Annotated in this window: 24 protein-coding genes and 1 tRNA gene; 20 read left to right on the top strand and 5 right to left on the bottom strand. The window is 67.4% G+C overall.

All coding sequences use genetic code 11. The features are described from left to right. The 14 genes from CRO07_RS18955 to CRO07_RS15895 all read left to right on the top strand — a co-directional run. Positions 1-247: hypothetical protein (locus CRO07_RS18955; protein ID WP_204840034.1), on the top strand; the 247-nt coding region annotated here is incomplete at its 5' end. 535 nt (positions 248-782) lie between these two features. Beyond that, a tRNA-Ser gene (locus CRO07_RS15955) sits at positions 783-872 on the top strand. 529 nt (positions 873-1,401) lie between these two features. Further along, the gene (locus CRO07_RS15950) at positions 1,402-2,208 is read left to right on the top strand and encodes a CatB-related O-acetyltransferase (protein WP_097031651.1); all 807 of its coding nucleotides are present in this window, start codon (positions 1,402-1,404) and stop codon (positions 2,206-2,208) included. Continuing rightward, entirely contained in the window at positions 2,205-2,834 is a 630-nt protein-coding gene (locus CRO07_RS15945) for a hypothetical protein (RefSeq protein WP_097031650.1), read from the top strand. The genes CRO07_RS15950 and CRO07_RS15945 overlap by 4 nt, the downstream gene beginning before the upstream one ends. 454 nt (positions 2,835-3,288) lie before the next feature. Then, entirely contained in the window at positions 3,289-4,452 is a 1,164-nt protein-coding gene (locus tag CRO07_RS15940; protein WP_097031649.1) for an ABC transporter substrate-binding protein, read from the top strand. Between the two features lie 31 nt (positions 4,453-4,483). Next, positions 4,484-5,401, top strand: coding sequence for a branched-chain amino acid ABC transporter permease (locus tag CRO07_RS15935; protein WP_097031648.1), 918 nt, complete (start codon positions 4,484-4,486; stop codon positions 5,399-5,401). Next, positions 5,398-6,327 carry a branched-chain amino acid ABC transporter permease gene (locus tag CRO07_RS15930; protein ID WP_097031647.1) on the top strand — a complete coding sequence of 310 codons (930 nt, stop codon included), beginning with the start codon at positions 5,398-5,400 and terminating at the stop codon, positions 6,325-6,327. The genes CRO07_RS15935 and CRO07_RS15930 overlap by 4 nt, the downstream gene beginning before the upstream one ends. Further along, positions 6,324-7,076, top strand: a complete 753-nt coding sequence (locus CRO07_RS15925) for an ABC transporter ATP-binding protein (protein ID WP_097031646.1) — start codon at positions 6,324-6,326, stop codon at positions 7,074-7,076. Before CRO07_RS15930 ends, CRO07_RS15925 begins: the two co-directional genes overlap by 4 nt. Beyond that, the gene (locus CRO07_RS15920; RefSeq protein WP_097031645.1) at positions 7,073-7,768 is read left to right on the top strand and encodes an ABC transporter ATP-binding protein; all 696 of its coding nucleotides are present in this window, start codon (positions 7,073-7,075) and stop codon (positions 7,766-7,768) included. The genes CRO07_RS15925 and CRO07_RS15920 overlap by 4 nt, the downstream gene beginning before the upstream one ends. A gap of 330 nt (positions 7,769-8,098) precedes the next feature. Further along, positions 8,099-8,941: a flagellin N-terminal helical domain-containing protein gene (locus CRO07_RS15915; protein WP_097031644.1), complete on the top strand. Its 843-nt coding sequence runs from the start codon at positions 8,099-8,101 to the stop codon at positions 8,939-8,941. Between the two features lie 90 nt (positions 8,942-9,031). Beyond that, positions 9,032-9,397: a flagellar biosynthesis regulator FlaF gene (flaF, locus tag CRO07_RS15910; RefSeq protein ID WP_097031643.1), complete on the top strand. Its 366-nt coding sequence runs from the start codon at positions 9,032-9,034 to the stop codon at positions 9,395-9,397. After that, positions 9,394-9,804 carry a flagellar biosynthesis repressor FlbT gene (gene flbT, locus CRO07_RS15905; RefSeq protein ID WP_097031642.1) on the top strand — a complete coding sequence of 137 codons (411 nt, stop codon included), beginning with the start codon at positions 9,394-9,396 and terminating at the stop codon, positions 9,802-9,804. The genes flaF and flbT overlap by 4 nt, the downstream gene beginning before the upstream one ends. Beyond that, positions 9,801-10,589, top strand: coding sequence for a DUF1217 domain-containing protein (locus CRO07_RS15900; protein ID WP_097031641.1), 789 nt, complete (start codon positions 9,801-9,803; stop codon positions 10,587-10,589). Before flbT ends, CRO07_RS15900 begins: the two co-directional genes overlap by 4 nt. A gap of 205 nt (positions 10,590-10,794) precedes the next feature. After that, positions 10,795-11,799, top strand: a complete 1,005-nt coding sequence (locus CRO07_RS15895; RefSeq protein ID WP_097031640.1) for an NAD-dependent epimerase/dehydratase family protein — start codon at positions 10,795-10,797, stop codon at positions 11,797-11,799. 21 nt (positions 11,800-11,820) lie between these two features. On the opposite strand, the gene CRO07_RS15890 is transcribed toward CRO07_RS15895, so the two are convergent. Next, positions 11,821-12,705 (bottom strand): glycosyltransferase family 32 protein, encoded by an 885-nt coding sequence (locus CRO07_RS15890; RefSeq protein WP_097031639.1) that lies wholly within the window; start codon positions 12,703-12,705, stop codon positions 11,821-11,823. Positions 12,706-12,840: 135 nt separating this feature from the next. On the opposite strand from CRO07_RS15890, the gene CRO07_RS15885 reads away from it, so the two are divergent. After that, positions 12,841-15,075, top strand: a complete 2,235-nt coding sequence (locus tag CRO07_RS15885; RefSeq protein ID WP_097031638.1) for a glycosyltransferase family 2 protein — start codon at positions 12,841-12,843, stop codon at positions 15,073-15,075. A 3-nt stretch (positions 15,076-15,078) separates the two neighbouring features. Here CRO07_RS15885 and CRO07_RS15880 read toward each other — a convergent pair whose 3' ends face one another. From CRO07_RS15880 to CRO07_RS15870, 3 genes are all read right to left on the bottom strand, one after another. Continuing rightward, on the bottom strand, positions 15,079-16,389 hold the full coding sequence (locus CRO07_RS15880; RefSeq protein WP_097031637.1) for a DUF2793 domain-containing protein: 1,311 nt from the start codon (positions 16,387-16,389) through the stop codon (positions 15,079-15,081). A 92-nt stretch (positions 16,390-16,481) separates the two neighbouring features. Next, positions 16,482-17,531 (bottom strand): ParB/RepB/Spo0J family partition protein, encoded by a 1,050-nt coding sequence (locus CRO07_RS15875; RefSeq protein WP_097031636.1) that lies wholly within the window; start codon positions 17,529-17,531, stop codon positions 16,482-16,484. A 124-nt stretch (positions 17,532-17,655) separates the two neighbouring features. Next, positions 17,656-19,110, bottom strand: coding sequence for an AAA family ATPase (locus tag CRO07_RS15870; RefSeq protein ID WP_097031658.1), 1,455 nt, complete (start codon positions 19,108-19,110; stop codon positions 17,656-17,658). Positions 19,111-19,770: 660 nt separating this feature from the next. On the opposite strand from CRO07_RS15870, the gene CRO07_RS15865 reads away from it, so the two are divergent. From CRO07_RS15865 to rfbA, 5 genes are all read left to right on the top strand, one after another. Next, on the top strand, positions 19,771-20,685 hold the full coding sequence (locus CRO07_RS15865) for a replication initiator protein A (protein WP_097031657.1): 915 nt from the start codon (positions 19,771-19,773) through the stop codon (positions 20,683-20,685). A 64-nt stretch (positions 20,686-20,749) separates the two neighbouring features. Next, the gene (rfbC, locus tag CRO07_RS15860) at positions 20,750-21,316 is read left to right on the top strand and encodes a dTDP-4-dehydrorhamnose 3,5-epimerase (protein ID WP_097031656.1); all 567 of its coding nucleotides are present in this window, start codon (positions 20,750-20,752) and stop codon (positions 21,314-21,316) included. Continuing rightward, a complete protein-coding gene (rfbB, locus tag CRO07_RS15855; RefSeq protein ID WP_097031635.1) occupies positions 21,313-22,353 on the top strand; it encodes a dTDP-glucose 4,6-dehydratase in 1,041 nt (346 codons plus the stop codon). Before rfbC ends, rfbB begins: the two co-directional genes overlap by 4 nt. Further along, positions 22,350-23,201, top strand: a complete 852-nt coding sequence (gene rfbD / locus CRO07_RS15850) for a dTDP-4-dehydrorhamnose reductase (RefSeq protein ID WP_097031634.1) — start codon at positions 22,350-22,352, stop codon at positions 23,199-23,201. The genes rfbB and rfbD overlap by 4 nt, the downstream gene beginning before the upstream one ends. Then, positions 23,198-24,085: a glucose-1-phosphate thymidylyltransferase RfbA gene (gene rfbA, locus CRO07_RS15845; protein ID WP_097031633.1), complete on the top strand. Its 888-nt coding sequence runs from the start codon at positions 23,198-23,200 to the stop codon at positions 24,083-24,085. The genes rfbD and rfbA overlap by 4 nt, the downstream gene beginning before the upstream one ends. Here rfbA and CRO07_RS15840 read toward each other — a convergent pair whose 3' ends face one another. After that, complete coding sequence (locus tag CRO07_RS15840; protein WP_097031632.1) at positions 24,086-25,579, bottom strand: phosphomannomutase/phosphoglucomutase; 1,494 nt, start codon at positions 25,577-25,579, stop codon at positions 24,086-24,088. Positions 25,580-25,636: the final 57 nt, after the last annotated feature.

Genomic DNA, 25,636 nt, shown 5'->3' with positions numbered 1-25,636 from the left:
CGCAGCACCGCCGCAACCCAACCCCAAAAACCGTCGCCGTTCCGCTTCGGTGAGCCGCTATCTAGGGAACACACAAAAAACCCGCAAGAGGAAAAATAAACAAATACACATGACACAGGATAAGACACTGATAAGTAATACTATTTACCGGAAAAACTCCGCCCGGGGCCGCCCGCCGCGGGCCAGGTTCGCCGCCGACCGATTCCGTCAGAACGATCCGGATTCGGTGCAGACCCGCGGGCAATGACGCCCACGAAGGTGGCCCCGAGCCCCTTGTTTTCCTGGCATCGGCGGCCCGTCATCACGGCGATACGGGCGCCTGCCGGCCGATCCGCGTGCCGATGGCGGCCCCGCGCATCCCCCCGGCGTCGGGATTCGCATCATCCCCCTGCCCTTCCGCATCTGCCGTTTCACACGCATCCCATCGGGCACCCGGCGGGCTCAACGCCGTTATCGACGCGCAAGGACGGTGATCCGGACAATATCCAGCGGGCACGACATCCGGTTCCGCGCCATCACATGACACAAGGTATCGCGACAGACAGGCGTGCTGTTCCGGCCCGGGCAGAGACCAGAAGACAGCCGGGCGCATGTCCTGGCCGATATCGTCGGGCGTTCCGACCGGCAAGGCGGCGACGCGGCCTGGAGTGCCGTTTCAGATCTGCGCCGCCAGCCATGCTGGACCTATGTTTTTTTTGTGGCTACAGAGCGATATGGACAGCCCTGCGATGCGTGGCCCGTACCCTCGACCGGGTGAGGGGGGCATCAAGGGCGGCAGGCATGGAAGAGTGGCCGAGTGGTTTAAGGCTCTGGTCTTGAAAACCAGCGACGGCGCAAGTCGTCCGTGGGTTCGAATCCCACCTCTTCCGCCACCTGCTTTGGCCAAAGCGGCCGCAGCCGGCAGTGTCCGGCGTTTTCGTTGTCTCACAGCATGATGCACCCGCGTCTGTTTGCCAGCCGCGGCCCAACGGATCTGATGAAGGCCGTCATCCGTGGGGCGTTGTTGCCAAACGTGCGCTTGGGGCATGAGAGCCCCCTCGCCTTCGGCTTCAGGTGACGCGGACGATCTCGGCTGTGCCAAGGGCGTTGATGCGGATGTGGATTTCTGCGGCGCGGGCGGGTGTGGTTTTGCGCCCGGGGTCAGCACGGCCGGAAGAATGACGACGGCCGAAAGCGGAACACCAAAACAACTCCACCGGGCAATGCAGATCACGCGATCAGCCGCCTGAAGGTCGTCAAGATGGACGCGACGGGCCACGGTCGCGCCTTGTGGGCGGTGGCAACGGACGGCCAGGCGGATCTTGTCACCGGCGAGGCCATGCCGCTTCACGCTTCCTCAACCTGTTGGTCCTAGCGTCCGGGCGCAGCCAACGGACAGTCCCGGCCGAGAAAGGTAAATGCATGGTTCAGCTTCCCTTCGACCTCAAACATTCCGACCTCGTGGCGCTCGAACGCGTGGGCCTGCTTCTGCCCGGGATGCGCGAGACGAAGAAACTGGCCGAAACCTCGCGGATCGAGGCGCCGACGACGATCATCGCCACCATCGTTCCCGGGGCCGAACTGCGGGTCGGCGCCTTTTGCAGTCTCAGCGGCGGGACGCTGAACAATGTCCATATCGGGCGCTACAGCAACATCGCCGCGGGCACGATCATCGGCGTGCATGAACATCCGACCGACTGGCTGACCACCTCGCGCGCGGCCTACTGGCCACAGGTCTATGGCTGGGACAGCCTGGTGGCCCCCGATCGCATGGACGAGATCCGCGCCGGACGCCGGCCCTTCCACAAAAGCTGTCCGATCACCGAGATCGGCAATGACGTCTGGATCGGTCAGGGCTGTTTCATCAAGTCGGGGGTGAAGATCGGCCATGGGGCGGTGATCGGCGCCCGGACCACCGTCACCAAGGACGTCCCGCCCTATTCCGTGGTGCTGGGCACCCCCGGGCGGGTTGTCCGCACCCGCATTCCGGAAAATCTGATCGAACGGGCGCTGGCGACCGAATGGTGGCGCTATTCGATCTACGACCTGTTCGCGGCGCCCTTCGACGACGTGGCCCGGGCCCTTGCGGTCATCGAAGAGCGGATTGCCGAAGGGGCCGTGCAACCCTATGAGGCGCCTGTCGTGACCCCGGCCGACTTGGCCGAGCCGCTGGCGCTGGCCGCGCGGCTGGCGGCGCGCTTCCCGGCACCTCTGGCGGCTGCGGAATGACCCTGGTTTCCCCGGTTCAGCCCCCCGCCTCTGGCAGCGCCGCGGCCGCGCCGGTCGGGCCGCGGCTGCATGGCGCCATCGACGTGATCCGCCCCGATCGCATCGCAGGCTGGGTGATCGACCGCAGCGACCCCGCCGCCCATGCGCTGATCGAGGTCCGGCGCGAGGGGCGGGTGGTGGCGACCGGGGCCGCCGACCGCCCCCGCCGCGATCTTCAGGCCGCCGGCATCGGCACCGGCAGCTATGGCTTTTCCGTGCCGCTCGACCCGCCGCTCGAGGCAGGGATGGACTTCACGCTTTGCATCCGGGCCCATGTCCCGGATGGGTCCGAGATCCTGCTGCGCCCCTCTGGCACGGACACAACCGCGGAAATCCGTGCGCTTGGCCGGCTGATCGAGGATGTGGCCGCCTGCCGCGACATGCTGGCCCGGCACCAGGCCGAAGCGGCCGGGCTGACCGCCGCGCTGGACGAATTGAAACGGGGGCAGGTCCGGCTTGAAGGGCTGTCTGCCCCGTTCGATCCGCCCGCGGCCCGGTCCGAGGCCGGACTTTGGATCGTTTCCGGCACCGCGATGGCAGCAGCACTGGTCTCGCTGGCGATCGGCCTGCTGTCCCTGATGGCATAGCCCCGACCGGCAGCAGGCCGTCTTGCGGCCCGGCGGCTGCGGGGCGAACCGCTTTCGGAAGGGCCGTGTTCGGGGCACCCGAGGTTGGGAACGGTCGGGTTTCGGGGGCGTGCGGTGCCGGTGCCGCGATACCGTGCCCGCCCTGCCCGCAGTCCCGCTTCGCGCGCCGCAGGCTGCGGGGCGGACGGGCGCTTTGACGGGCGCTTTCCGGACGTGCTGTGCCGGTGCCAGGCATCATGGAGGTACCACAGCCCGCACAGCCCTCAGGGCCATGCGCGGCGCGGCACCTTCGTCCTGACCGAAAATCCCGCGCCTGCGGCACTGCCGCCCGGACGGATGGTCGCCGGTCCCGGGTTGCGGGTTGCACGACTGTCCCCGATCGCCCAGAAATGACGGCAAGGGCCCGGCCGCCGTGGCGGCAGGACAGCGGCCCGCGGCAACGAGGGAGTTTGCGATGAAGCGGATCACAAGGATTTCGGCGCTGACGGCGGGTCTGGTGCTGACGGCGCTTCCGGCGCTGGCCGAAGGCGTCAAGGTGGGCGTGATGATGACGCTGTCGGGCTCGGCGGCGGTGCTGGGCGAACAGGGGCGCGACGGCTTCCTGTTGGCGCTGGAAGAGATGGGCGGCAAGCTGGGCGGCCTGGAGTCCGAGGTCATCGTCGTCGATGACGAGCTGAAGCCCGATGTCGCGGTGAACCGCGCCCGTGAGCTGGTGGAATCGCACAAGGTCGATGTCGTCGTGGGGGCGATGTATTCCAACGTGCAGATGGCGATCACCGGCCCGCTGACCGAGGCGGGCGTGTTCGTGCTGTCGCCCAACCCCGGCCCCTCGGCGCTGGCGGGGGCGGGCTGCAACCCGAACTTCTTCGCGGTGTCCTATCAGAACGACCAGCCCGACGAGGTGGTGGGCGCCTATGTCAGCGGCAAGGCCGCGCGCACCTTCCTGATCGCGCCGAACTATCAGGCCGGCAAGGACCACCTGACCGGCTTCAAGCGCACCTACACCGGCGAGGTCGCGGATGAACTGTATGTGCCGCTGGACCAGATGGACTATTCGGCCGAACTGGCCCAGATCGCCGCCGCCGCGCCGGATGCGGTCTATGCCTTCATGCCGGGCGGGCTGGGGGTGAACTTCGTGCGCCAGTATCGGCAGGCGGGGCTTGAGACGATCCCGTTCTATTCCACCTTCACCGTGGACGAGGTGACGCTTCCCGCCCAGAAGAAGGACGCCGTGGGCTTCCATTCCGGTGGCGACTGGGCGCCCGATCTGGATACCGAGCGCAACCGCGCCTTCGTCGCCGCGTTCGAGGCGAAATACGACCGGGTGCCGGCCTCTTACGCGGCCCATGCCTATGACGCGGCTTACCTCCTGGATTCCGCAATCCGCGCGGTGGGTGGCAATCTGGCCGACAAGGACGCGCTGCGCGCAGCCCTGAAGGCGGCCGATTTCGACAGCGTCCGGGGCGAGTTTTCCTTTGGCGCCAACCACTTCCCGTTGCAGGATTTCTACGTCACCCGCGTGGCCGAACGTGCGGACGGCAAGTTCCAGACCCAGATCGTCGAGAAGGTGCTGGAGAAACCCGTCGATGCCTATGCCGCCGAATGTCCGATGAAGTGACGGGCGCGCCCGCCCTGCCCCGCCTGCGGCCATGACCAATCTTCTGATCCTGCAAGGCCTGAACGGTCTGCAATTCGGCGTCCTGCTGTTTCTGGTGGCGGCGGGTCTTACGCTGATCTTCGGCGTGATGGATGTGATCAATCTGGCCCATGGCGCGCAATACATGGTCGGCGCCTATCTGGCGGCGGCCTTCACGGGTCTTGCGGGCAACTTCCTGTTGGGGCTTGTGCTGGCGGTGCCGGTGGCGCTGGCCTTCGGGCTGGTGCTGGAATGGCTGGTGATCCGCAGGCTTTACGACCGAAGTCACCTGGATCAGGTGCTGGTGACCTTCGGTCTGATGCTGATGCTGAACGAGGGCGTGCGCATCCTGTGGGGGTCGGCGCCGATCTCGGTCGATCTGCCCGAGGCGCTGTCGGGGTCGATCCCGGTCTGGGGCACCCTGCGCTATCCGGTCTACCGGCTGGCGATCCTTGGCGCGGGGCTGGGGGTGGCGCTGGGGCTGTGGTGGATGATCCACCGCACGCGTCTGGGGATGCTTCTGCGCGCAGGGGCGTCGAACCGGGCGATGGTCTCGGCGCTGGGAACCGACATCAACCGGCTGTTCCTGCTGGTCTTTGGTGCAGGCGCGATGCTGGCGGGCTTTGCCGGGGCGATGATGGTGCCGGTGATCTCGGCCGAGCCCGACATGGGCGACACGGTGCTGATCCTGACCTTCGTGGTCATCGTGATCGGGGGCATCGGCTCGATCCGGGGGGCCTTTGTCGCGGCGCTGCTGGTGGGGCTGGTCGACACCCTGGGCCGCAGCTTTGGCCCGATCCTGCTGCGCAGCCTGATGGAGCCGGACATGGCCAGCCAGACCGGCCGGACGCTGGCGCCGATGCTGATCTATATCCTGATGGCGGCGATTCTGGCCGTCCGCCCCGCGGGCCTGTTCCCGGTGCAAAGATGAGGCTTTCAGACCGCGCGATGCTGGTGACCTTCGCGGTGCTGCTGCCGATGCCCGCGCTGTTTTCCGCGATGGGAGAGCCGTTCCTGACCGTGGTGCTGACCCGCGCGCTGATCTTTGCCATTGCCGCGCTGTCCTTGGACCTGATCCTTGGCTTCGGCGCCATGGTGTCCTTTGGCCATGCCGCCTATCTGGGGATCGGCGCCTATGCGGCGGGGATCCTGGCCGCGAACGGGGTCACCGGGCTTGAGGTGCAGCTGCCCGTGGCGCTGGCGGCGGCGGGCGCCTTCGCGCTGGTGACGGGGGCGATCTCGCTTCGGACGCGGGGGGTGCATTTCATCATGATCACGCTGGCCTTCGGGCAGATGGCCTATTTCCTGATGAGTTCGCTGTCGGCCTATGGCGGCGATGACGGGATGGCGCTGGCCGGACGCTCGACCCTGTTCGGGGCCGATCCGTTCGGAAGCAGCCTGCGGTTCTTTTATGTCACGCTGGCACTGCTGGCGGGGATCTGGGCGCTGCTGCGCGCGGTGACCCGGTCGCGCTTTGGCCGGGTGCTGACCGGCACACGCGAGAACGAGACCCGGATGCAGGCCATCGGTTTTTCCCCCTTCGGCTACCGGCTGACGGCCTATGCGATCTCGGGGATGATCGCCTCGGTGGCGGGGGTGCTGCTGGCCAATCACGCAGCTTTCGTCTCGCCGTCCTACATGGGCTGGGCGCGGTCGGGCGAGATGATCGCCATGGTGGTTCTGGGCGGCATGGGCACGCTGACCGGCCCGGTTCTGGGCGCCATCGCCTTCATCCTGTCCGAAGAGGCGCTGGCGCGGCTGACCACGCACTGGCGGCTGCCCTTCGGGGCTGCGGTGGTGCTGGCGGTGCTGTTCACCCGCGGCGGGTTGCTGGGCGCGCTTCGGGGGCGGCGATGACCCCTGCCCTGTCGGTCCGCGGCCTGACCAAAAGCTTCGACGCACTGAAGGTCAGCGACGGGATCAGCTTCGATGTGGCCTGGGGCGAGCTTCACGCCATCATCGGCCCGAACGGCGCCGGCAAGACCACGCTGATCCATCAGCTGTCGGGCAGCCTTGCCCCCGATGCGGGGCGCATCCTGCTGGGGGGCCATGACATCACCCGGCTGTCGATGGCCGCCCGGGCCCGGCGGGGGCTGGCGCGGTCGTTCCAGATCACCTCGATCCTTGCCGGTCTGACGGCGCTGGAAAACGTCGCGCTGGCGGTGCAGGCGCGGTCGGGGTCCAGCTTTCGCTTCCTGCGCCAGGTTGCCCGCGAAAGCGCGCTGAACGATCAGGCGGCCGAGGCGCTTGCCGCCGCGGGGCTGGCGGGTGCCGAAGACCGCAGCGCCGGCACCCTGTCGCATGGCGAAAAGCGCCAGTTGGAAATCGCCATCGCGCTGGCGATGCAGCCGAAGGTGCTGCTGCTGGACGAGCCCCTGGCCGGCACCGGCCACCGCGAAAGCGCGGCCCTGCTGGATCTGATCGCCGGGCTGAAGGGGCGGCTTTCCATCGTGCTGATCGAGCACGACATGGAGGCGGTCTTTGCGCTGGCCGACCGGATCAGCGTGCTGGTCTATGGCCGGCTGATCGCCACCGGCACGCCCGACGCGATCCGCGCCGACGCGCAGGTGCGCGCCGCCTATCTGGGCGATGAGGAGGGCGCATGATCCTTCTGCGGCTTCAGGGGATCTTTGCGGGCTATGGCGGCTCGCAGGTGCTGTCGGGGATCGACGTTTCCATCGCGGCCGGCGAGGCGGTGGCGCTGCTGGGCCGCAACGGCATGGGCAAGACCACCACCGTCCGCGCCATCTTCGGCCTGATCCGCCCGACCTCGGGCCGGATCGAGGTGGCGGGCCGCGACATGACCGGCGCCCCCCCTTTCGCAGTGGCGCGGGCTGGGCTGGGGCTGGTCCCCGAGGGGCGGCAGATCTTCCCCACCCTCAGCGTGCGGGAAAACCTGATCGCCACCGCCCGCCCCGGCGGCCCCTGGGATCTGGCGAAGGTCGTGGCGCTGTTTCCACGCCTGGCCGAGCGTCGTGGCCATCTGGGCAGCCAGCTGTCGGGCGGCGAACAGCAGATGCTGGCCATCGGCCGCGCGCTGATGACAAACCCCCGCCTTCTGGTGCTGGACGAGGCGACCGAGGGCCTTGCGCCGCTGATCCGGGCCGAGATCTGGGACTGCCTTGCCCGCCTGCGCGCCGAGGGCATGGCCATTCTGGTGATCGACAAGAACATCGCCGCGCTGTCGCGGCTGGTGGACCGCCATCTGGTGATCGAGCGCGGCCGCATCGTCTGGCAGGGCGACAGCGCCGACCTGGCCGCCGACCCGAAGATCCGCGAGCGGTTCCTGCACGTCTGAGACGGCGCCCGGCCAGATCCCGCATGACAAGGCTGCCTGCCGCATGCCTGCCCCCGGACCCAAGGCCCGTGAACGTCCTGCGTGGGGATCGCGCGCGCCGTCACTGCCGGTCGGAAAGGTGAGCCAACAATTTGACTCGAAAGCCGTTTTCAAGGGGCTGTGCCGTTAGCTTGGCCTTTACCCGAGACGGCGACGGTGCTCTTGCGCCCCGATCAGGGCGACGCGGGGCGCGTCAGGGACTGCCGCCGCGGGGTCAGAACGACTCGACGTGCCGCAAGCCTTGCGGCGAAACCCAACGACGCCGAGCGTCCATTTCGAAAGGTGACAGCAATGTCCAGCATCCTGACCAACTCCAGCGCCATGGTCGCGCTGCAAACCCTGAAGACGATCAACACCGGCCTGTCGAAGACGCAGAACGAGATCTCGACCGGCAAAAGCATCGCCTCGGCGAAGGACAATGCCGCGATCTGGTCGATCGCGAAGGTGATGGATACCGACGCATCCAGCTTCAAGGTTATCGGTGACCAGCTGTCGGTGGCCGAATCCACCCTCGCCGTCGGTGTGGCCGGTGCGGAACAGATCGTCGGCCTTCTGAAGGACATGAAGGATCTGGCGGCGGGCGCCGCCAACGACACCGCGGATTTCGACAAGGTGCAGGATGCCATCAAGGCCAAAAGCGACCAGATCACCGCGATCATCGATGGCTCGCAGCTGAACGGGATCGCCCTGCTCAAGACCGACATCGGCAACGGCGGCGCTACCTATGACGTGCTGGCCTCGCTCGACCGCACAAGCGGCACGGTCGCGACCACGGCGGTCTCGATCACGGTCACCGGCCCCGATTTCGAGGCCAATGTCGATGCGGCCGGGGTCACCGCCGTGGCAGACAAGGCCTCGGCCCTGACGGCAGTCGGTGAGATCGAAGCCCTGATCGACACGGCCATCGAAGGGGCGGCGACGCTGGGTGCGGCGGCATCGCGCGTGACCGATCAGAAAGAGTTCGTTGGCAAGCTTGTCGACTCGCTCAAGAACGGGATCAGCTCGATGGTCGACGCCGACATGGAAGCCGCCTCGGCCAAGCTGCAGGCGCTGCAGGTCCAGCAGCAGCTGGCCACGCAGTCGCTGTCGATCGCGAACCAGGCGCCGCAGAACATCCTGTCGCTGTTCCGCTAAGTCCCGGCGGGCCGGGGCGAAACGCTCCGGCCCCTCCGGTAGAGCAAGACGCTCCCAGACACGGAAGGACAGACCGTGAATACTTCCACGATGGCCCGGACCGCCTATGGCGCGGCGGGCCCGGGTTCGGCGCGCACGCCGCGATCCACCGAATATGCGATCCTCGCCAAGGTCACCGCCCAGTTGAAAGAGGCGGACCCGGCCGATCCCCTCGGCTTTCCCGCCCTCGCCCAGGCGATCACACAGAACCGAGAACTCTGGAGCCGCTTTGCCGTGGATGTGGCCCATCCCGAAAACGGCCTCCCGCGCGAGTTGCGGGCGGGGATCTTCTACCTTTACGAGGTCGTCCAGCAACAGTCGTCCAAAGTGCTGGCGCGCGAAGCCAACACCGACCTGCTGATCGACATCAACACCGCGATGATGCGCGGTCTTGCCGGTCAGGGGGGCGCAACATGAGCGGCCTTGTCCTGCGGCTTGGCCCCGGCGAACGGGTGATGATCAACGGCGCCGTGATCGAAAACGGCGACCGACGCACCCGGATTTCGGTGATGACCCCGAATTCCGTCATCCTGCGCCAGCGCGACGCCATCCGCCCCGAAGAGGCGAACACGCCGGTCCGGCGGCTGTGCTACATGGCCCAGCTTGTCCTGTCGGGGGATTCCACGATGGACGACATCCGGCCGCAACTGCTGCGCGGGATAGAACAGCTCAGTCAGGCGCTGACCGATCCCGACAGCCGGGCGCAACTGGGTCTTGCGACCGAGGCCCTTCTGGCCGGGCAGCACTATCAGACCCTGAAGGCGCTGCGCAGCCTTCTGCCACGCGAGGCGCGGCTCCTGGCCACGGCAGGCGGCCGCCAATGAGTTTCCAGCCGGTTCTTCCCCTGTCGGGATATGCCGGCTGGCGCTTGCTTGAGCGCACGATGGAGCGGCAGCGGGCAAGCCACGACCAGACCCCGCAGATTCAGAAAGATGTGGACTATTTCGCCGCGAAGATCGGCAGCGTCCGCACGCCCGAGGATCTGGTGTCGGACTACCGACTGCTCAAGGTCGCACTGGGGGCCTTCGGTCTTGAAGAGGCGATCAACGGCAAAGCCCTGATCAAGAAGGTTCTTACCGACGGGACGACGGAAAAGACCGCGCTGGCCAACAGGCTGTCCGACAAGCGATGGCATGCCCTTGCGAAGGCTTTCGCCCTGGACGGGACAGGCAGCCCCGGCACCGCCTCGGACGGGTTCGCAAAGAAGATCACCGAGCAGTTCCGGACCCGCAGTTTCGAGACGGCGGTGGGCAATCTGGACGAGAACATGGGCCTCGCGCTGAGCCTGAACCGTGAAATCGGGGCCCTGGCCTCCGAGACCATGAGCGAGAATGCCAAGTGGTTCAGCATCCTCGGGTCCAAATCGCTGCGTGCGGTCTTCGACGGGGCCTTCGGTTTGCCGCAACAATTTGCGTCGGTCGATCTCGACCGGCAGCTCGCGGTCTACAAGGACAAGGCCCAAGCCATGTTCGGCAGCAATTCGGCATCCCAGTTCAAGGATGCCGAGTCACGGGAAAAATTGATCAAGACTTTCCTGGTCCGTTCCGAAATTTCAGCGGGCAGCACCTACAGTTCGGGCCAGATCGCGCTGACGCTGCTTGCTCGTTAAGGGCAACCGCTTCTCGCCTGAGGGCCGCGGGCATGGAACGACACGGACAGACGACACGGGCACGGGACAGACGGGCAACGGGACAGACGGGCACGGGACAGGGTGGGTCACCTTCCACCCGTACCGCGGGCCGGCTATGGTCGGACGAAACGAGGGCTGCGGCCTCGCGCCCCGCACCGTCGCCGCTTGCAAAAGGAGTGCTGTCTTGACCCGCATCCTCGTCACCGGCACCGCCGGCTTCATCGGCTTTCATCTGGCCCGGCTGCTTCTGGCCGAGGGTTTCCGTGTCCATGGCTATGACGGGATGACCGACTATTACGATGTGGCGCTGAAGCGGCGGCGCCATGCGATGCTGTTGCAGGACGGCAATTTCTCGGCCACCGAAGGCATGCTGGAGGATCAGGCCCTGTTCGACCGGGTGGCCGACGACTTCGCGCCAGAGATCATCGTCCATCTCGCGGCGCAGGCCGGGGTGCGCTATTCGGTGGAAAATCCGCGCGCCTATCTGGATGCCAACATCATCGGCAGCTTCACCGTGATGGAGGCCGCACGCAGGCTGCGGGTCGGCCATCTGATGATGGCCTCGACCTCGTCGGTCTATGGCGCGAACGAGACGATGCCATTTCGCGAAGCCGACAAGGCCGACAGCCAGCTGACGATCTATGCCGCAACCAAGAAGGCCAATGAAAGCATGGGCCACGCCTGGGCCCATGTGCATGGCGTGCCGATCACCATGTTCCGCTTTTTCACCGTCTATGGTCCCTGGGGGCGGCCGGATCTGGCGCTGTTCCGCTTTGTCGAGGCGATCCTGGATGGGCGGCCGATCGACATCTACAACCACGGCGAGATGTGGCGCGACTTTACCTATGTCGAGGATCTGGTGCGCGCGATCCGCTTCCTGATCGATGCGGTGCCGGGCGGGCCGGAAACCGCGGTCGAGGGCGACAGCCTGTCGCCGGTAGCGCCGTTCCGCATCGTCAACATCGGCAATTCGGAAAAGGTGCGGCTGCTGGATTTCATCGAGGCGATCGAACACAGCCTCGGCCGGCGCGCGATCCGCAACTACATGCCGATGCAGGTGGGCGACGTGCCGGCCACCTGGGCCGATGCCGGGCTTTTGCAGCGCCTGACCGGCTACCGCCCCCAGACCGATGTGCGCGAAGGCATCGCGCGCTTTGTCGCTTGGTATCGCGACTGGTCGGGGAAATAGCTCCGGCGCCGGGCGGCGGGATCAGTCCTCGTCCTCGTCGGGGGGGGCGGCGTGCAGGGCCGGCGGCAGCGGCGCCAGCGCCGGGTCGATGCCGTGGCGTTTCAGAAGCTGGCCGATCAGGCTGCGCGGCCGCGGCAGTCCGTCGAATTTCTCGCGCAGCCGTGCCCGCATCCGCCGCCCGTAGAAATGGATCGAGAAGGTCTCGTCGGTGACATAGGGCGCAGGGTCCAGCCCGGGGCGCAGCATCAGCGCCCGGTCGCGATAGGCGAAGGGATAAAGCGCCACCCGCGGCAGCGCATGGCGGGCCTCGCCGGTCCGGTGCAGGAAATGGGTCAGCGCATGGGGCCCCCAGACACCCCAGGGCATCTCGCCGGCATGGACGGGGGTGCCGGCCTCGCGCAGTGCGGCCAGCCGGTCGCGTTCCGCGGGCTCGAACCAGTCGGGGATCGCGTAGGGGTCGGCGGTGAAGTCCAGCAATTCCGCCAGCGCCGCGCTGTCCGGGGGCAGGCCCAGCACGCCACCGTTGATGTGCTTGTCGGATTCCCAGCCGAAGAAATGCCCGGTGGGGGTCTGGAACCGCTTCACGCAATAGGCATCGGTATCGGCCCAGATCGTGCGATCCTCGGCCGCCAGCAGCCGGTAGCGGAACAGGTCGGAATGCAGCGCCGGGCTGTGCGTGCGTTCATGGCGCAGGATATCGGCCCGCGGCAGGATCCCGGCGGCGTCGGACATCTCGACCCCCTCGGGGGCATTGCCGATCGGCTCGTAGGAATAAAGCCGGACGTGATGGCCCGCGTCGAGGAACGACTTCAGGCACAACTGTTCAAGAAAGCTCAGATCGCCGCCGATCCAGAGTGCCGCGATCTGATAATCCGGTGTTGCCACGATGGTGTCCTTTTTGCCCATGGTGAAGCGATCCGCGTGCCTTGCCAAGGCCGGACCCGCGCTTGCCGGCCCGATCTGCGCGTGGAATAAGGGCGCGGCCGGGGCGAAAGGGCCGGCCCGGCAATTGCTTTCAATTCCTTTTGGGGGGCGGCAGGCATGGCACGCGTGATCCGGCGCCGGATGGCCGCGCAGGAGATGCAGGGCCTGCGGCTGATCGAGGCGGTGGAAACGCCCGACGGTCGGTTGCGGCTGTTCACCGCCGCGGGCACCGGCGCTGCGGCCTTTGCCGCCGAAGGTGCGCCCGGATGCCGGCAGGTGGTCGAGATCCGCGAGATCGGCGGCGCGGCCATGCTGGTGGCGGACGGCACCGGCCCGGTGGCGCTGGCGGACGGCGGGCGGCTGGTGCCGGCCCCCTGCCCCGCCGAGCCTGACCTGTTTGCCGGGCTGAACACCATCCTTGCCTTCCGCATCGGCGAAACCGCCACCCAACTGGCCGAGGGGCTGCGCTGGCATGCCGCCGAACATGGCGCGGATGCCGCGCTGATCGTGAACCGCCTGCCAGAGGCGCCCGCCGATCTGCCCGCCCGGCTGGAGGCGGCGCTTCAGGGCTGCGACCTGACGGTGGTGCTGCTCGATTGCCCGCAGCCTCTGGGCAAGCCTGGAATGGGGGCGCTGTCGCATCCCTTCCTGGCGCCTGACGCGCCGGGCAAAGAGCTGATGGGCCCGCCGCCCGAAGACCGCCTGCGCGGCCCCCTGGGCGAGCCTGCGCTGTGGGAGGCGATGAAATGGCGGTTCCTGTCCGCCGCGCGGGCGGTGCTGGCGCTGGATGCGACCGATCTGCTGTGCCCGCGGGCCGAAGGTGCGCCACGGGCCTTCGATCTCTGCGTGCAGGCCGATCAGGGCACGGTGCTGCTGGTGGGGCGGCGGATCTATCCCTGGCGGCTGCGTTCCGGCGCCGAGGCGCGGTTCGGCGATCACATCTGCCACCCGTTCGATCTGCGCCGCGGCATCGCCCGCTGGGGTGTCGCGCCCGAAAAGGCCGGGCTGGAAAACACCTGGCGGCAGGTGCGGATCTCGTATCGGCGGCCCGGGCCGACCGATGTGGTGGCGTTCTGGCGCGCGATGGCGATCCAGCTTCCGGGGCGGGCCACCGGCGAACTGGTGCCCAAATCCAGCCTGATCGAAGACCCGGCGCTGCTGGCGCTGGCCGCGCGGCTGGGTCATCGCCCGGTGCGCCCCCCGGTATCCAGCCTGCGGGCGCCCGCTGCCGCGGAGCCGCGCACGGCAATCGTGACCACGATGAAGAACGAAGGCCCCTTCATTCTGGAATGGCTGGCCTGGCACCGGATGATCGGGGTCGAGGACTTCCTGATCTACACCAACGACTGCACCGATGGCACCGACAGGATGCTGGATCTGTTGCAGGACCGCGGTCTTGTGCAGCACCGTGAAAATCCTTTTCGGGAAATGGGGCTGCGGCCGCAGCACGCAGCCCTGCAAGCCGCCGAGTCAGAGCCGCTGATCCAGAAGGCCGACTGGCTGATCTGCATGGATGTCGATGAATTCATCACCGTCCATCTGGGCCAGGGCACGTTGGCCGACCTTTACGCGGCAATGGGGGATGCCAATCTGATCTCGCTGACCTGGCGGCTGTTCGGCAATGCCGGGGTCCACCACTATCAGGACCGTTGCGTTACGGAACAATTCACCCGCTGTGCCCCCGAACATGCGCCCAAGCCGCATCAGGCCTGGGGCTTCAAGACGCTGTTCCGCAATCTGGGGCTTTACAAGAAGCTGGGGGTGCATCGGCCCAAGGGGCTGAAACCCGACCTGTGGGACCGGGTGCGCTGGCTGAACGGATCGGGGCAACCGATGCCGAAAGAGATGTTCCGCACCGGCTGGCGGTCGAACGCGGCCACGGTGGGCTATGACTGGGTGACGCTGAACCATTATGCCGTGCGCTCGGCCGAAAGCTTTCTGGTCAAGCGCGACCGCGGCCGGGTGAACCATGTCGAGCGCGACCAGGGGCTGAGCTACTGGTTCCGCATGAACCACAACATCGACGAGGATCGCCGCGCGCTGCGGATGCAACCCCGCCTGCGGGCAGAAATGGACCGGCTGCTGGCCGATCCCGCGATCGGGGCCGCGCACGAGGCCGCGGTCGCGGCCCATCGCGCCCGGATCGCCGAATTGCGCGCCACGCCCGAACCCGAAGCCTTCTTCCGCGACCTGACCGGGCCGCGGATGGAAAAGCTGTGCCGGATGCAGCCACATTTCGGCTCGGCCGTGTTCATGGCCGGGCCGGACACGATCCCCGACGATCTGTTGGACAGGGATCTGCCGGGGGATTTCTTCTTCACCCTGCCGGACGATCCCCTGCCTCGGGAATAAGGCTCAGTACCAGCGGCCCATCGAGATCAGTTCGACCGTCGCCTGCACCCGCAGACTGGCGGCATCGAACGCCGAGACACTGACGCCTGTCGTGGTCCGCCCCGTGACGCGGGCGGTGATTGCGGCTGCGGCGGGGCTGTTCACCCCGGTCGTGGTGATCAGCCCGCTGGTGGTGGAGAACCCCACCGGAAACGTCGCCGTCACCTCGGCCGAGGTCGAGGTGGTGACACTTTGCCAGCAGGTCTGCGTTCCGTCCTGATGGCGGATGAAGCGGCCATTGGCGTTGCTGTTGCTGGCCACGATGCCGCCTGGATACCAGACCGACCAGGCACCGGCGGCACGCGACCGCGAAAAGGTGATCCCGGGCGTACTGGCCGAAGACGTCGCGCTGTCGACGATCAGAAGCTGAACCTCGCCCCCCCCGGCCGCGCGCCGCTGATGCAGCAGGATGCCGGTCTTGGTGCCGGTGGGGCCGCCGCTGCTGCCAAGGGTGGTGTCATAGGCATGAAACCCCGGCACGATCGAGCCATCGGTCACCGAGGCATTGCCGATCAGCGGCGCCAGCCCGCCCAGCCCGAAGGCCCCCACCGTCAGCAGCCGCCCCGCGGTCGCATCCGCCGGCGCGTCCTGCACCGCGCCGCCCGTCAGCGTGCCGTCCAGCGTCAGCCCCCCCGGCAGCGTCACCCGCCCCGTCGCGCGATCCGCCTGAAGCGCGGTCAGGAAGGCGCTGCCGTCGGGGCTGACCTTCACCGAGAAATCATCATTGCCCGCCAGACCCATCTCGGCCCGGCCCGACCAGTTCGACTGGAACAGCAGGCTTGCGGTTTCGCCCGCAGCCGCCTTGTTCACCTTCACCTGATGTCCGGCACCGGCATGGGTCAGCAGCGTCGCGGGCGACGCCACCGCCAGACGGTTGGTCTGATCGGCCGATGTGGCGATGCCCAGTTGCGGAAATTCCGGCGCCAGCCGGCTGAGAACCTGCCAGCCGGTGGCGGTGAAAACCAGCCCGATCCCTTCGGCCAGCACGAAACACTGCCAGCCCTGCACCGGCACCAGAAAACGCCAAAGCGCGCTTTCGCCGTCCCAGACCGCCAGCCGGCCATCCTGCCCCGCCCAGGGCCCTGTCGCGCCCGCGGCGACCAGATGGCGGGCGCCCGGCGCGGGGGCGGCGGGCGGCGCGGTCCGATCGCGGTCGATCACCGCCGACTGCACCAGCGCATCCAGCAGCCGGATCGCCTCGTTGTGGGTGACATGCTTCTGCGCCTGCGAGGGCAGGATATAGGGAAGCGACAGGATGGGAGACGTGTCGGACATGCAAAACCCCTTCGGCACCGGATGGGCCGAGAGGCTAGGGGCTGCGGATGAAGGCCCGGTGTGGCCAGCGCACGCAGCCCCTGCAACGCCCGCTAGACCTGCCCGGCCAGCCAGTCGCGCAGCCGGTCGCGAAAGCCCGCATCGACCGCCGGGCCATAAAGCACCACCTCGCCAGGCTTCGCACCTTTCAGGAACAGGCCGGGACGGATCTCGGCCGCATCGGACGGGGGGCGGGGCTTGGCCGGTTTCGGATCGGCGGGCGGGGCAGGGGGTTCGGCCGGGGGTTCGGGCACTTCCCCCCCGGGCGCTTCGGTGACCGCAGCGGCGATCAGCGCCTGTTCCGCCTCGGCTGTCGCGGGGGCGACAGCGGCCAGTTCGGCGCGCAGACGCCCGGCAAGGTCCGGATCGTCCTCAAGCGCGCGGGCCAGCATCAGACCCAGCCGTTCCGGCAGCGCCGAGGGGAAGGCCAACGCCCCGCCAAGCGCATGGAAGATGCCCAGAAACGATCCGATCTTCGACCGTTTCGCCCGGCTGGCCGCGGCATACAGCTTTTGCAGCGCCAGCTTTTCGGTGGGAAACACCCCGGCCTCGACCGCCTTGGCCGCGATGCGGGCGCGTTCGAAATACGAAAGCCCCAGGCGGATCTCGTTTTCCTCGACCATCGCCACATAGGCTTCGGCGGCGGTATCGGGGCGACGCAGGATCGCCAGAACGCTTGCGAACCGATCCTCGCCGGTGCGGTCGCGCAGGCGGCGCAGCGCGGTCACTCGACGCCAGCCCGAAATCAGCCCGAACCGGCCCTCGCCCATCTCGGCCACCTCGATCGGGCTGCGCTGGCCATGGGCGGCAAGGCTGGTCATCAGACTGTCGAGTTCCTCGGCATCGATGCCCAGCCGGTCGCGAACCAGCCAGCCTTCCTCGATCCGGTCAAGGTCGATCCGCAACACCAGCCGGCCTTCGGTCCGGGCCGATGTCAGTTCCTCGGCCACTTCGCGCAGCGCCGCCGTCGCGGCCGCCTCGCCGGTCACGCGGCTGATCGGGGCAGGGGCCAGACCGGGACCCAGGGCGGGTTTGGCCTCGGGCGGGGGCGGGGCGGCAAAACCGCCGAAAGCGGGCACTGTCAGTCGCTTGCGCTTGGCCATCAGCCTGTCCTTTCCGTCGCCTTGGCCGCCGATTTGTTTCGCGCGCGAAACAAATGGCCATCACCTGCCCCGGCCAGCCCCATCGTCACTTGTTTCGCGCGCGAAACATTTTGCGCCCCGCGGATCATTCGGCCGCTGCTTTCGCCGCCAGTTCCTCGCGCCGCCAGATGCCCACCAGAAGCCGCTTGAAGGCGGCATAGGTGGCATCGAAGGTCTCGCGGCCGCGGATATAGGTGTCGCGGTTGAAGTCGCGGTAATCGGCCTCGTAGATGCCGTTCACCTGCTCGCCGGCCTGACCGATCAGGGCGGTGAAATCCTGCCGGACCGAACTCATGGTGCGGCCCATATAGGCCTGCATCAAGGCCGCCATCTCGCCCTGCTGCGCGCCGTCAAAGCGCGTCAGCACCGCGCGCACCGCATCCCATTCGAACGACAGCTCTTCGCGCCCGAGCGCCCGGGCGGCGATGTTCTCGCCCTCTTCGATCGAGCGGAAGGTGGAATGGAGCATGTCAAAGAACCGCCCCGTCGAGTCGAACTCCAGAAACGAGGCCCCCAGCGGCACCAGCAGGATGTCGGCGGCGGCCAGCCCGTTGATGGTCAGATAGCCAAGGGCAGGGGGCGTGTCGATGAAGATCACGTCATAGCGATCCAGCACCCCGTCTTCGGCCAGCACATCGGTCAGTGCATCCCACAGCTTCCAGCCGCGCCCCTGCATCCGCCAGACCGGGATCTGGAACTCGGCCCAATACAGGTTCAGCTGCGCCCCGATCAGGTCGATGTTGGGCCAGTGGGTCTTCGCGATCAGATCGCCCGCGCGGATCTTCTGCGCCTCGGTCAGGGTCTCGTCCATCGGCACCGGCGGGTCGCCGCGCGACACCCGCGCCCGGTTTTCCGCTTGCAGGTGGCCGGCGTAATGGCGGGCCAGCAGTGGGAACACCGTGCCCCATTCGTCCGCGATCCGCCCCCCGAAGATCGAGGTCATCGAGCCCTGGCTGTCCAGGTCGATCACCAGCACCTTGTAGCCATCCAGCGCCGCCGACATGGCCAGATGCGCCGCGGTCGAGGTCTTGCCGACCCCGCCCTTGAAGTTCGCCACCGCCACCAGTTTGGCCGGCAACCCCGCGGGGCGGTAGGGGCGGTATTCCTTGGCCTTCGATCCTTCGGCGGCAAAATGGGCGCGCAGGCGAAGCACCTCGTCCAGCGTGAACCACTTGGCCCCGCCCTCGGTTTCCGAGATGCCCTGCGGCAGGTCGGGATTGGCCTTCAGCACGCGGCGGAAATGCGCGGTGGCAACCGGGATCAGATAGCGTGTGATCTCCCATGTCGAGAACAGCCGCAGACTTTTGCGCCCTTCCTCGTCCAGCCCGCGCGAGGCCAGATCATCCCGCCCGCGGGTGCAGGCTTCGGCGATCTCGGCAAAGCCCGCGGTGGTCAGCGGCGCCTCAAGCTCGGCCAGGGCGGCGTCGGGCGAGATGTTGAAATAGGGCGGCAGCGGTGCCAGCGGCTCTTTGGGACTGCCTGCCTTGCGGATCTCTGCCCGGCCCCGCCCGACCGTCTTTCGCCCTGCCGCCTCTGCCATGTCCATCCCCTGTTTCCGGGTTATCTGCCTGCTTTCATCGCAAGTATCACCTTTTTGGCGATATTGCAATTTTCAGCGCACATGGCCGAACAGATTTTTGATTTTCAAGGCATATTTCTGACAGATCCTGCGCGCCTTCCCTGCGGGTTTTGCACAAGCGTGTCCAGGCTGCATCAGTTAGTTCTGGGTTATATATAGTTACAGGGCCCGGTGGCTTTCGCCAAGCCTTTGTCAAAAAACGCGAACTTTCCGGTTCCGGGGCTGGAGGCGACTCTGGAACCCCGATGATCCGACTCTGAACCCACGCTTCTCCGACTCCGGAACCCCGATGATCGGCACCGTGCGCTGCTTGCCATGCTGGACGGACGGGGGGGCTTGCCGTAGGCTGGGTGTCATCGAAACCACGAAGGCGCGAGACATCCCGGGGACACATCGGGGGCCGCATCATCGAGCAGGCACAGGCGAATGGACATGCAGACGACAGGCGGAAGGCGAAAGCCGGCCGCCGCGCGACGGGGTGCGCAAGCAGCCCCGGGCGCGGACGGATCCGGAGGGGGCGCGGCCCCGGCGGTGGTCGAGGCCGAGGGCGTCCCGGCCCCGCAGCCCGAGACGGCGGATTTCTTCATCTGCGACATCCTTGATGCGCTGCCCAAGGACGACATGGCCTCGATGGAACATCCGGTGTTCTCGCTGGCCACCCGTCCCGATCTGCGCGTTCTCGACTATTCCCACAACGGGGTGCGCATCACCGTGACGCCGTCGGTCCGGGGGCTGGCCACGCTGTTTGACAAGGACATCCTGATCTACTGCATCAGCCAGCTGATGGCCGGGCTGAATGCCGGCCGCGCCATCGGGCGCAGGCTGCATCTGACCGCGCATGACCTGATGACCGCCACCCAGCGCGAGACCAGCGGCGACGGCTACCAGCGCCTGCGCGAGGCGTTCGAGCGGCTGGCCGGCACCCGTATCACCACCAACATCATGCAGGGCGGGCACGAGATCACCACCGGCTTCGGCCTGATCGAAAGCTGGCAGATCGTGCGCCGCACGCGGGGCGGCCGCATGGTGCAGGTGGTGGTCACGCTGTCGGAATGGCTGTTTCAGGCGGTGCTGACGAAATCGGTGCTGACCCTCAGCCGCGATTACTTCCGGCTGAGAAAGCCCCTGGAACGGCGGATCTACGAACTGGCGCGCAAGCACTGCGGCCAGCAGCCGGAATGGCGGGTCTCGATCGCGACGCTGTGCAAGAAGTCGGGGTCGGCCTCGCCGCTCCGGGTGTTTCGCAAGATGATCCGCGACATGATCGCGGCCGATACGCTGCCGGGCTACCGGCTGGCCGAAGAGCCGGGTGATATCCTTTGCGTCACCCGCCGAGAGCCGGTTCTGGCCCCCGGCATGGCCCCCAGCCTGCGCGAGGCGACGCTGGACAAGGTGCGGGCGCTGATGCCCGGCTGGGATGTTCATGCGCTGGTGGCGGAATGGCACGGCTTCTGGCAGCGCAGCGGCCAGCCACGGTTGCGGTCGGCCGATGCGGCCTTTCTGGGCTGGGTCGAGCGGCGGGCAGGGGCGGCCTGACCCTTGCGCCCCCGGCCGGTTTCGGCGGATGAAGGGTGGCAGCATTTGAACGAGGGATTTGTCGGTGAAGATCGAAGAGACGGCGCTGCCGGGGGTGCTGATCCTGACGCCGAAGGTGTTCGGCGATGCGCGCGGCAGCTTTCAGGAAGCCTGGAGCCGCACGACGCTGGCGGGCCTTGGGCTGGATCTGGACTTCGTGCAGGACAACCAGTCGATCAGCGCCGCCCCCGGCACGGTGCGTGGCCTGCATTATCAGGCGCCGCCCCATGCGCAGGACAAGCTGGTGCGCGTGGGCCATGGTGCGATCCTTGATGTGGCGGTGGATGTGCGGGTGGGCTCGGCCACCTTCGGCCGCTGGGTGGGGGTCGAGCTTTCGGCCGCGAACGCCCGCCAGCTTCTGATCCCCAAGGGCTTCCTGCACGGCTTCGTCACCCGGGCACCCGACACGCTGGTTCTTTACAAGACCACCGACATCTATGCCCCCGCCTGCGACGGCGCGGTGCATTTCGCCGATCCCGATCTGGGCATCGACTGGGGCATCGATCCGGGAACGGCGGTGCTGTCGGACAAGGATGCCCGCGCGCCCCGTTTTGTTGACTGGGTCAGCCCCTTCGTCTGCGAGGCGCCATGAAGATCCTTGTCACCGGGGGCGCTGGTTTCATCGGCTCGGCCGTTGTGCGCCGTGCCATTGCCGACGGCCATCGGATCGTGAATGTCGATTGCCTGACCTATGCCGCCTGCCTGGCCAATGTCGAAAGCGTGGCCGGTTCCCCGAACTATGCGTTCGAACAGGCCGACATCCGCGACGCGGCGGCCATGGCGCGGATCTTTGCCGCCCATGCCCCCGATGCGGTGATGCATCTGGCGGCCGAAAGCCATGTCGACCGATCCATCGACGGGCCCGGCGCCTTCATCGACACCAATGTGCGCGGAACCTATGTGCTGCTGGAAGCCGCCCGCAGCCATTGGCTGGGGCAGGGCAGGCCCGCGGGCTTCCGCTTTCATCACATCTCGACCGATGAGGTCTATGGCAGTCTGGGCGCCACCGGCCAGTTCACCGAAGACACGCCTTATGCGCCGAACTCGCCCTATTCGGCCTCGAAGGCCGCGTCCGACCATCTGGTGCGCGCCTGGGGCGAGACCTACGGCCTGCCCTATGTGCTGACCAACTGCTCGAACAATTACGGCCCGTTCCACTTCCCCGAAAAGCTGATCCCGGTGGTGATCCTGAAGGCTTTGGCGGGCGCGCCGATCCCGGTCTATGGCCGGGGCGAGAATGTCCGCGACTGGCTTTATGTCGAGGATCACGCCGATGCGCTGCTGACCGTGCTGGCGCGGGGCGCCAATCACCGCAGCTACAACATCGGCGGCGAGAACGAGGCGCGAAACATCGACCTTGTGGAAAAGCTTTGCGCGATCCTGGACCGCAAGCGGCCGAAGGCGCGGCCCTATGCCGACCAGATCACGTTTGTCGCTGACCGCCCCGGCCATGACCTGCGTTATGCGATCGACCCCAGCCGCATCCGCAGCGAACTGGGCTGGCGGCCCTCGGTCACGCTGGATCAGGGGCTGGAGCGGACGGTGGACTGGTATCTGGAAAACGAGCCCTGGTGGCGGGCGCTTCAGGGCCGGCAGGGCGTGGGGCAGCGGCTGGGGGTGGGGGCATGATCCTGATCTTTGGCCAGACGGGCCAGGTGGCGCGCGAACTGGCCAAACGGGCGCCCGAGGCCCGCTTTCTGGGTCGCGATCAGGCCGATCTGGGCGATCCTGCGGCTTGCGCCCGCGCGATCCTGGCGGCCCGGCCCGCCGCCGTCATCAATGCCGCCGCCTGGACGGCCGTCGACCGCGCCGAGGATGAGGAAGCTGCCGCCACCGTGGTCAATGCCGACGCCCCCGGCGCGATGGCACGGGCCTGCGCCGAGTTGCAGATCCCCTTCGTCCATATCTCGACCGATTACGTCTTTGACGGCGCGGGCGACCGGCCGTGGCGGCCGGAAGATCCGACCCATCCGCTGGGCGGCTATGGCCGGTCGAAGCGGGCGGGGGAACAGGCGGTGCGCGCGGCGGGCGGCCCCCATGTCATCCTGCGCACCTCCTGGGTGTTTTCGGCCCATGGCACGAATTTCGTGAAGACCATGCTGCGGCTGGGCCGGGACCGCCCGCTGCTGCGGGTGGTCTGCGACCAGATCGGCGGGCCGACGCCGGCCGCCGATATCGCCGCCGCCTGCCTGACCATCGCCGCAACCCTGCGCCAGCGCCCGGATCTGTCGGGCATCTGCCATTTCTCGGGCGGCCCGGATGTCAGCTGGGCCGATTTCGCGCGCGAGATCTTCCGCCAGGCCGATCTGCCTTGCCAGGTGCAGGACATCCCTTCCGCGGACTATCCGACAACGGCGCCGAGGCCGCTGAATTCGCGGCTGGATACGGCCGGTCTGGCGGCCTTCGGCCTGTCGCGCCCCGACTGGCGCACGGGTCTGGCCGCGGTCTTGCACGATCTTCAAGAGGTTTCCGAATGACCGTTCGTAAAGGCATCATTCTGGCGGGCGGATCGGGCACGCGACTTTATCCGATCACGCTGGGCGTGTCGAAACAGCTGATGCCGGTCTATGACAAGCCGATGATCTACTATCCGCTGTCGGTGCTGATGCTGGCCGGCATCCGCGAGATCGCGGTGATCACCACGCCGCAGGATGCCGGCCAGTTCCGCCGCGCACTGGGCGACGGCAGCCAGTGGGGGCTTTCGCTGACCTATCTGGTGCAGCCCAGGCCCGAAGGTCTGGCGCAGGCCTATACCATCGCGGAAGATTTCCTAGCCGGTCATCCGTCCTGCATGGTTCTGGGCGACAACATCTTCTTTGGCCACGGTCTGCCGGATCTGCTGGCGAAAGCCAGTGGCAAGGACATCGGCGGCACCGTCTTCGGCTATCATGTCGCCGATCCCGAACGCTATGGCGTGGTGGCGATGGACGGCACCGGCCGCGCCACCGGCATCGTCGAGAAGCCGGCGGTTCCGCCGTCGAACTATGCGGTGACGGGGCTTTACTTCCTCGATGCCCGCGCGCCGGACCTTGCGCGCCGCATCACCCCCTCGCCGCGCGGCGAACTGGAGATCGTCTCGCTGCTCGAGATCTATCTGGCCGAAGGCACGCTGGATGTGCAGCGCATGGGGCGCGGTTTTGCCTGGCTCGATACCGGCACCCATGGCAGCCTGCTTGATGCCGGCAACTTCGTGCGCACGCTGCAACTGCGGCAGGGGATGCAGACCGGCTGCCCCGAAGAGATCGCCTTCGCCCAGGGCTGGATCGACGCCGAGGCGCTGCGCGGGCTGGCCGACCAGTTGTCGAAGAACGACTATGGCCGCTATCTGCGCGGGCTCTTGGTCGATCCGCCGATGGCCTGATCAGAGCTGCTGGTCATAGGCGCCGACCGACGGCTCGGTGCGGATCACCGCATCGAGATCGTCGAAGATTGCGCGCAGTTCCGCCGCGCTGTCCGGGCTTTCGCAGACCACGACCAGGTTTGGCGTGTTCGACGAGGCGCGCACCAATCCCCAGCCGCCGTTGTCCAGCATCACCCGCACCCCGTTCACCGTGACAAGGCCGGTGATCTTCCGCCCGCCCAGGGATGCCCCTGCGGCGGCCATCCCTTCCAGACGCGTCCCGATCCGCGACAGCACGCCGTATTTCTCGGTGTCGGGGCAGAAGGGCGACATGGTGGGCGAGGTGAAGGTGACGGGCAGCGCGCGGCGCAGATCCGACATCGACGCGCCCGGATGGCGGTCCATCAGCCGGCACAACTCGACCGCGACCCGCATTCCGCAATCGTAGCCGCGCCCCACGGGGGGGGCGAGGAAATAATGTCCCGACTTCTCGAACCCGGCCAGCGCCCCGGTCTCGAACACGCGGCGCTTCATGTAGCTGTGGCCGGTCTTCCAGTATTCGGTCGTGGCGCCCAGCCCCTTCAGCACCGGGTCCGAGGCGAAAAGGCCGGTGGATTTCACATCCACCACGAACCGCGCCCCCGGATGAAGCCGGGCGTAATCGCGGGCAAGGATCACCCCCACCTTGTCGGCGAAGATCTCCTCTCCTTCGTCGTCCACCACGCCGCAGCGATCGCCGTCGCCGTCAAACCCCAGCGCCAGATCCGCACCCGCAGCCCGCACGGCCGCCGCCATGTCATGCAGCATCTCCAGCGCCTCGGGGTTGGGGTTGTAGGCGGGGAAGGTGTAATCCAGCTCGCAATGCAGCGGCACGACCTCGGCGCCGATGCGGGCCAGCAACTCGGGCGCGAAGGCGCCGGCGGTGCCGTTCCCCGTGGCGCAGACCACCTTCAGCGGCCGCGACAGCCGGAACCCGCCTGCCAGATCGTCCAGATAGGCCTCGCGCACACCGTCGCGGAACACATAAGACCCGCCCGGGGCGGGGGTGCCGCGCCCCTCCAGCACGATGTCGCGCAATTCGGCCATCTCGTCGGGGCCGTGGGTCATCGGGCGCTGGAAACCCATCTTCACCCCGGTCCAGCCGTTCGGATTGTGGCTGGCCGTCACCATCGCCACCGCCGGCACATCCAGATGGAACTGCGCGAAATAGGCCATCGGCGACAGCGCGGGCCCGATGTCATGCACCCGCACCCCCGCCTGCATCAGCCCCAGGATCAGCGCCTGCTTGATCGCCAGCGAATAATCCCGGTAGTCGTTTGCCACCACGATGTCGGACAGGCCCCGCCCCCGCATCTGCGTGCCCAAGCCCAGCCCCAGCGCCGTCATGCCCGGCAGGTTGATCTGATCGGGATATTTCCAGCGCGCGTCATATTCGCGAAAGCCGGTGGGGGCGATCATCGCATCGCGCAGAAAGGCCCAGCTGTTCGGGAGGACGGTGGCAAGGGGGCGGGTCATGGAAATCTCCGTTGCAATTCGTTTCCTATAGCCGGCCGGCCGCAGGCGTCCAAGCCG

It is taken from the genome of Cereibacter ovatus (assembly GCF_900207575.1).
Classification (GTDB): Bacteria; Pseudomonadota; Alphaproteobacteria; order Rhodobacterales; family Rhodobacteraceae; genus Cereibacter_A; species Cereibacter_A ovatus.
Note: the sequence above shows the minus strand (reverse complement) of the source record. Positions and strands in the feature narration are given on the sequence as shown.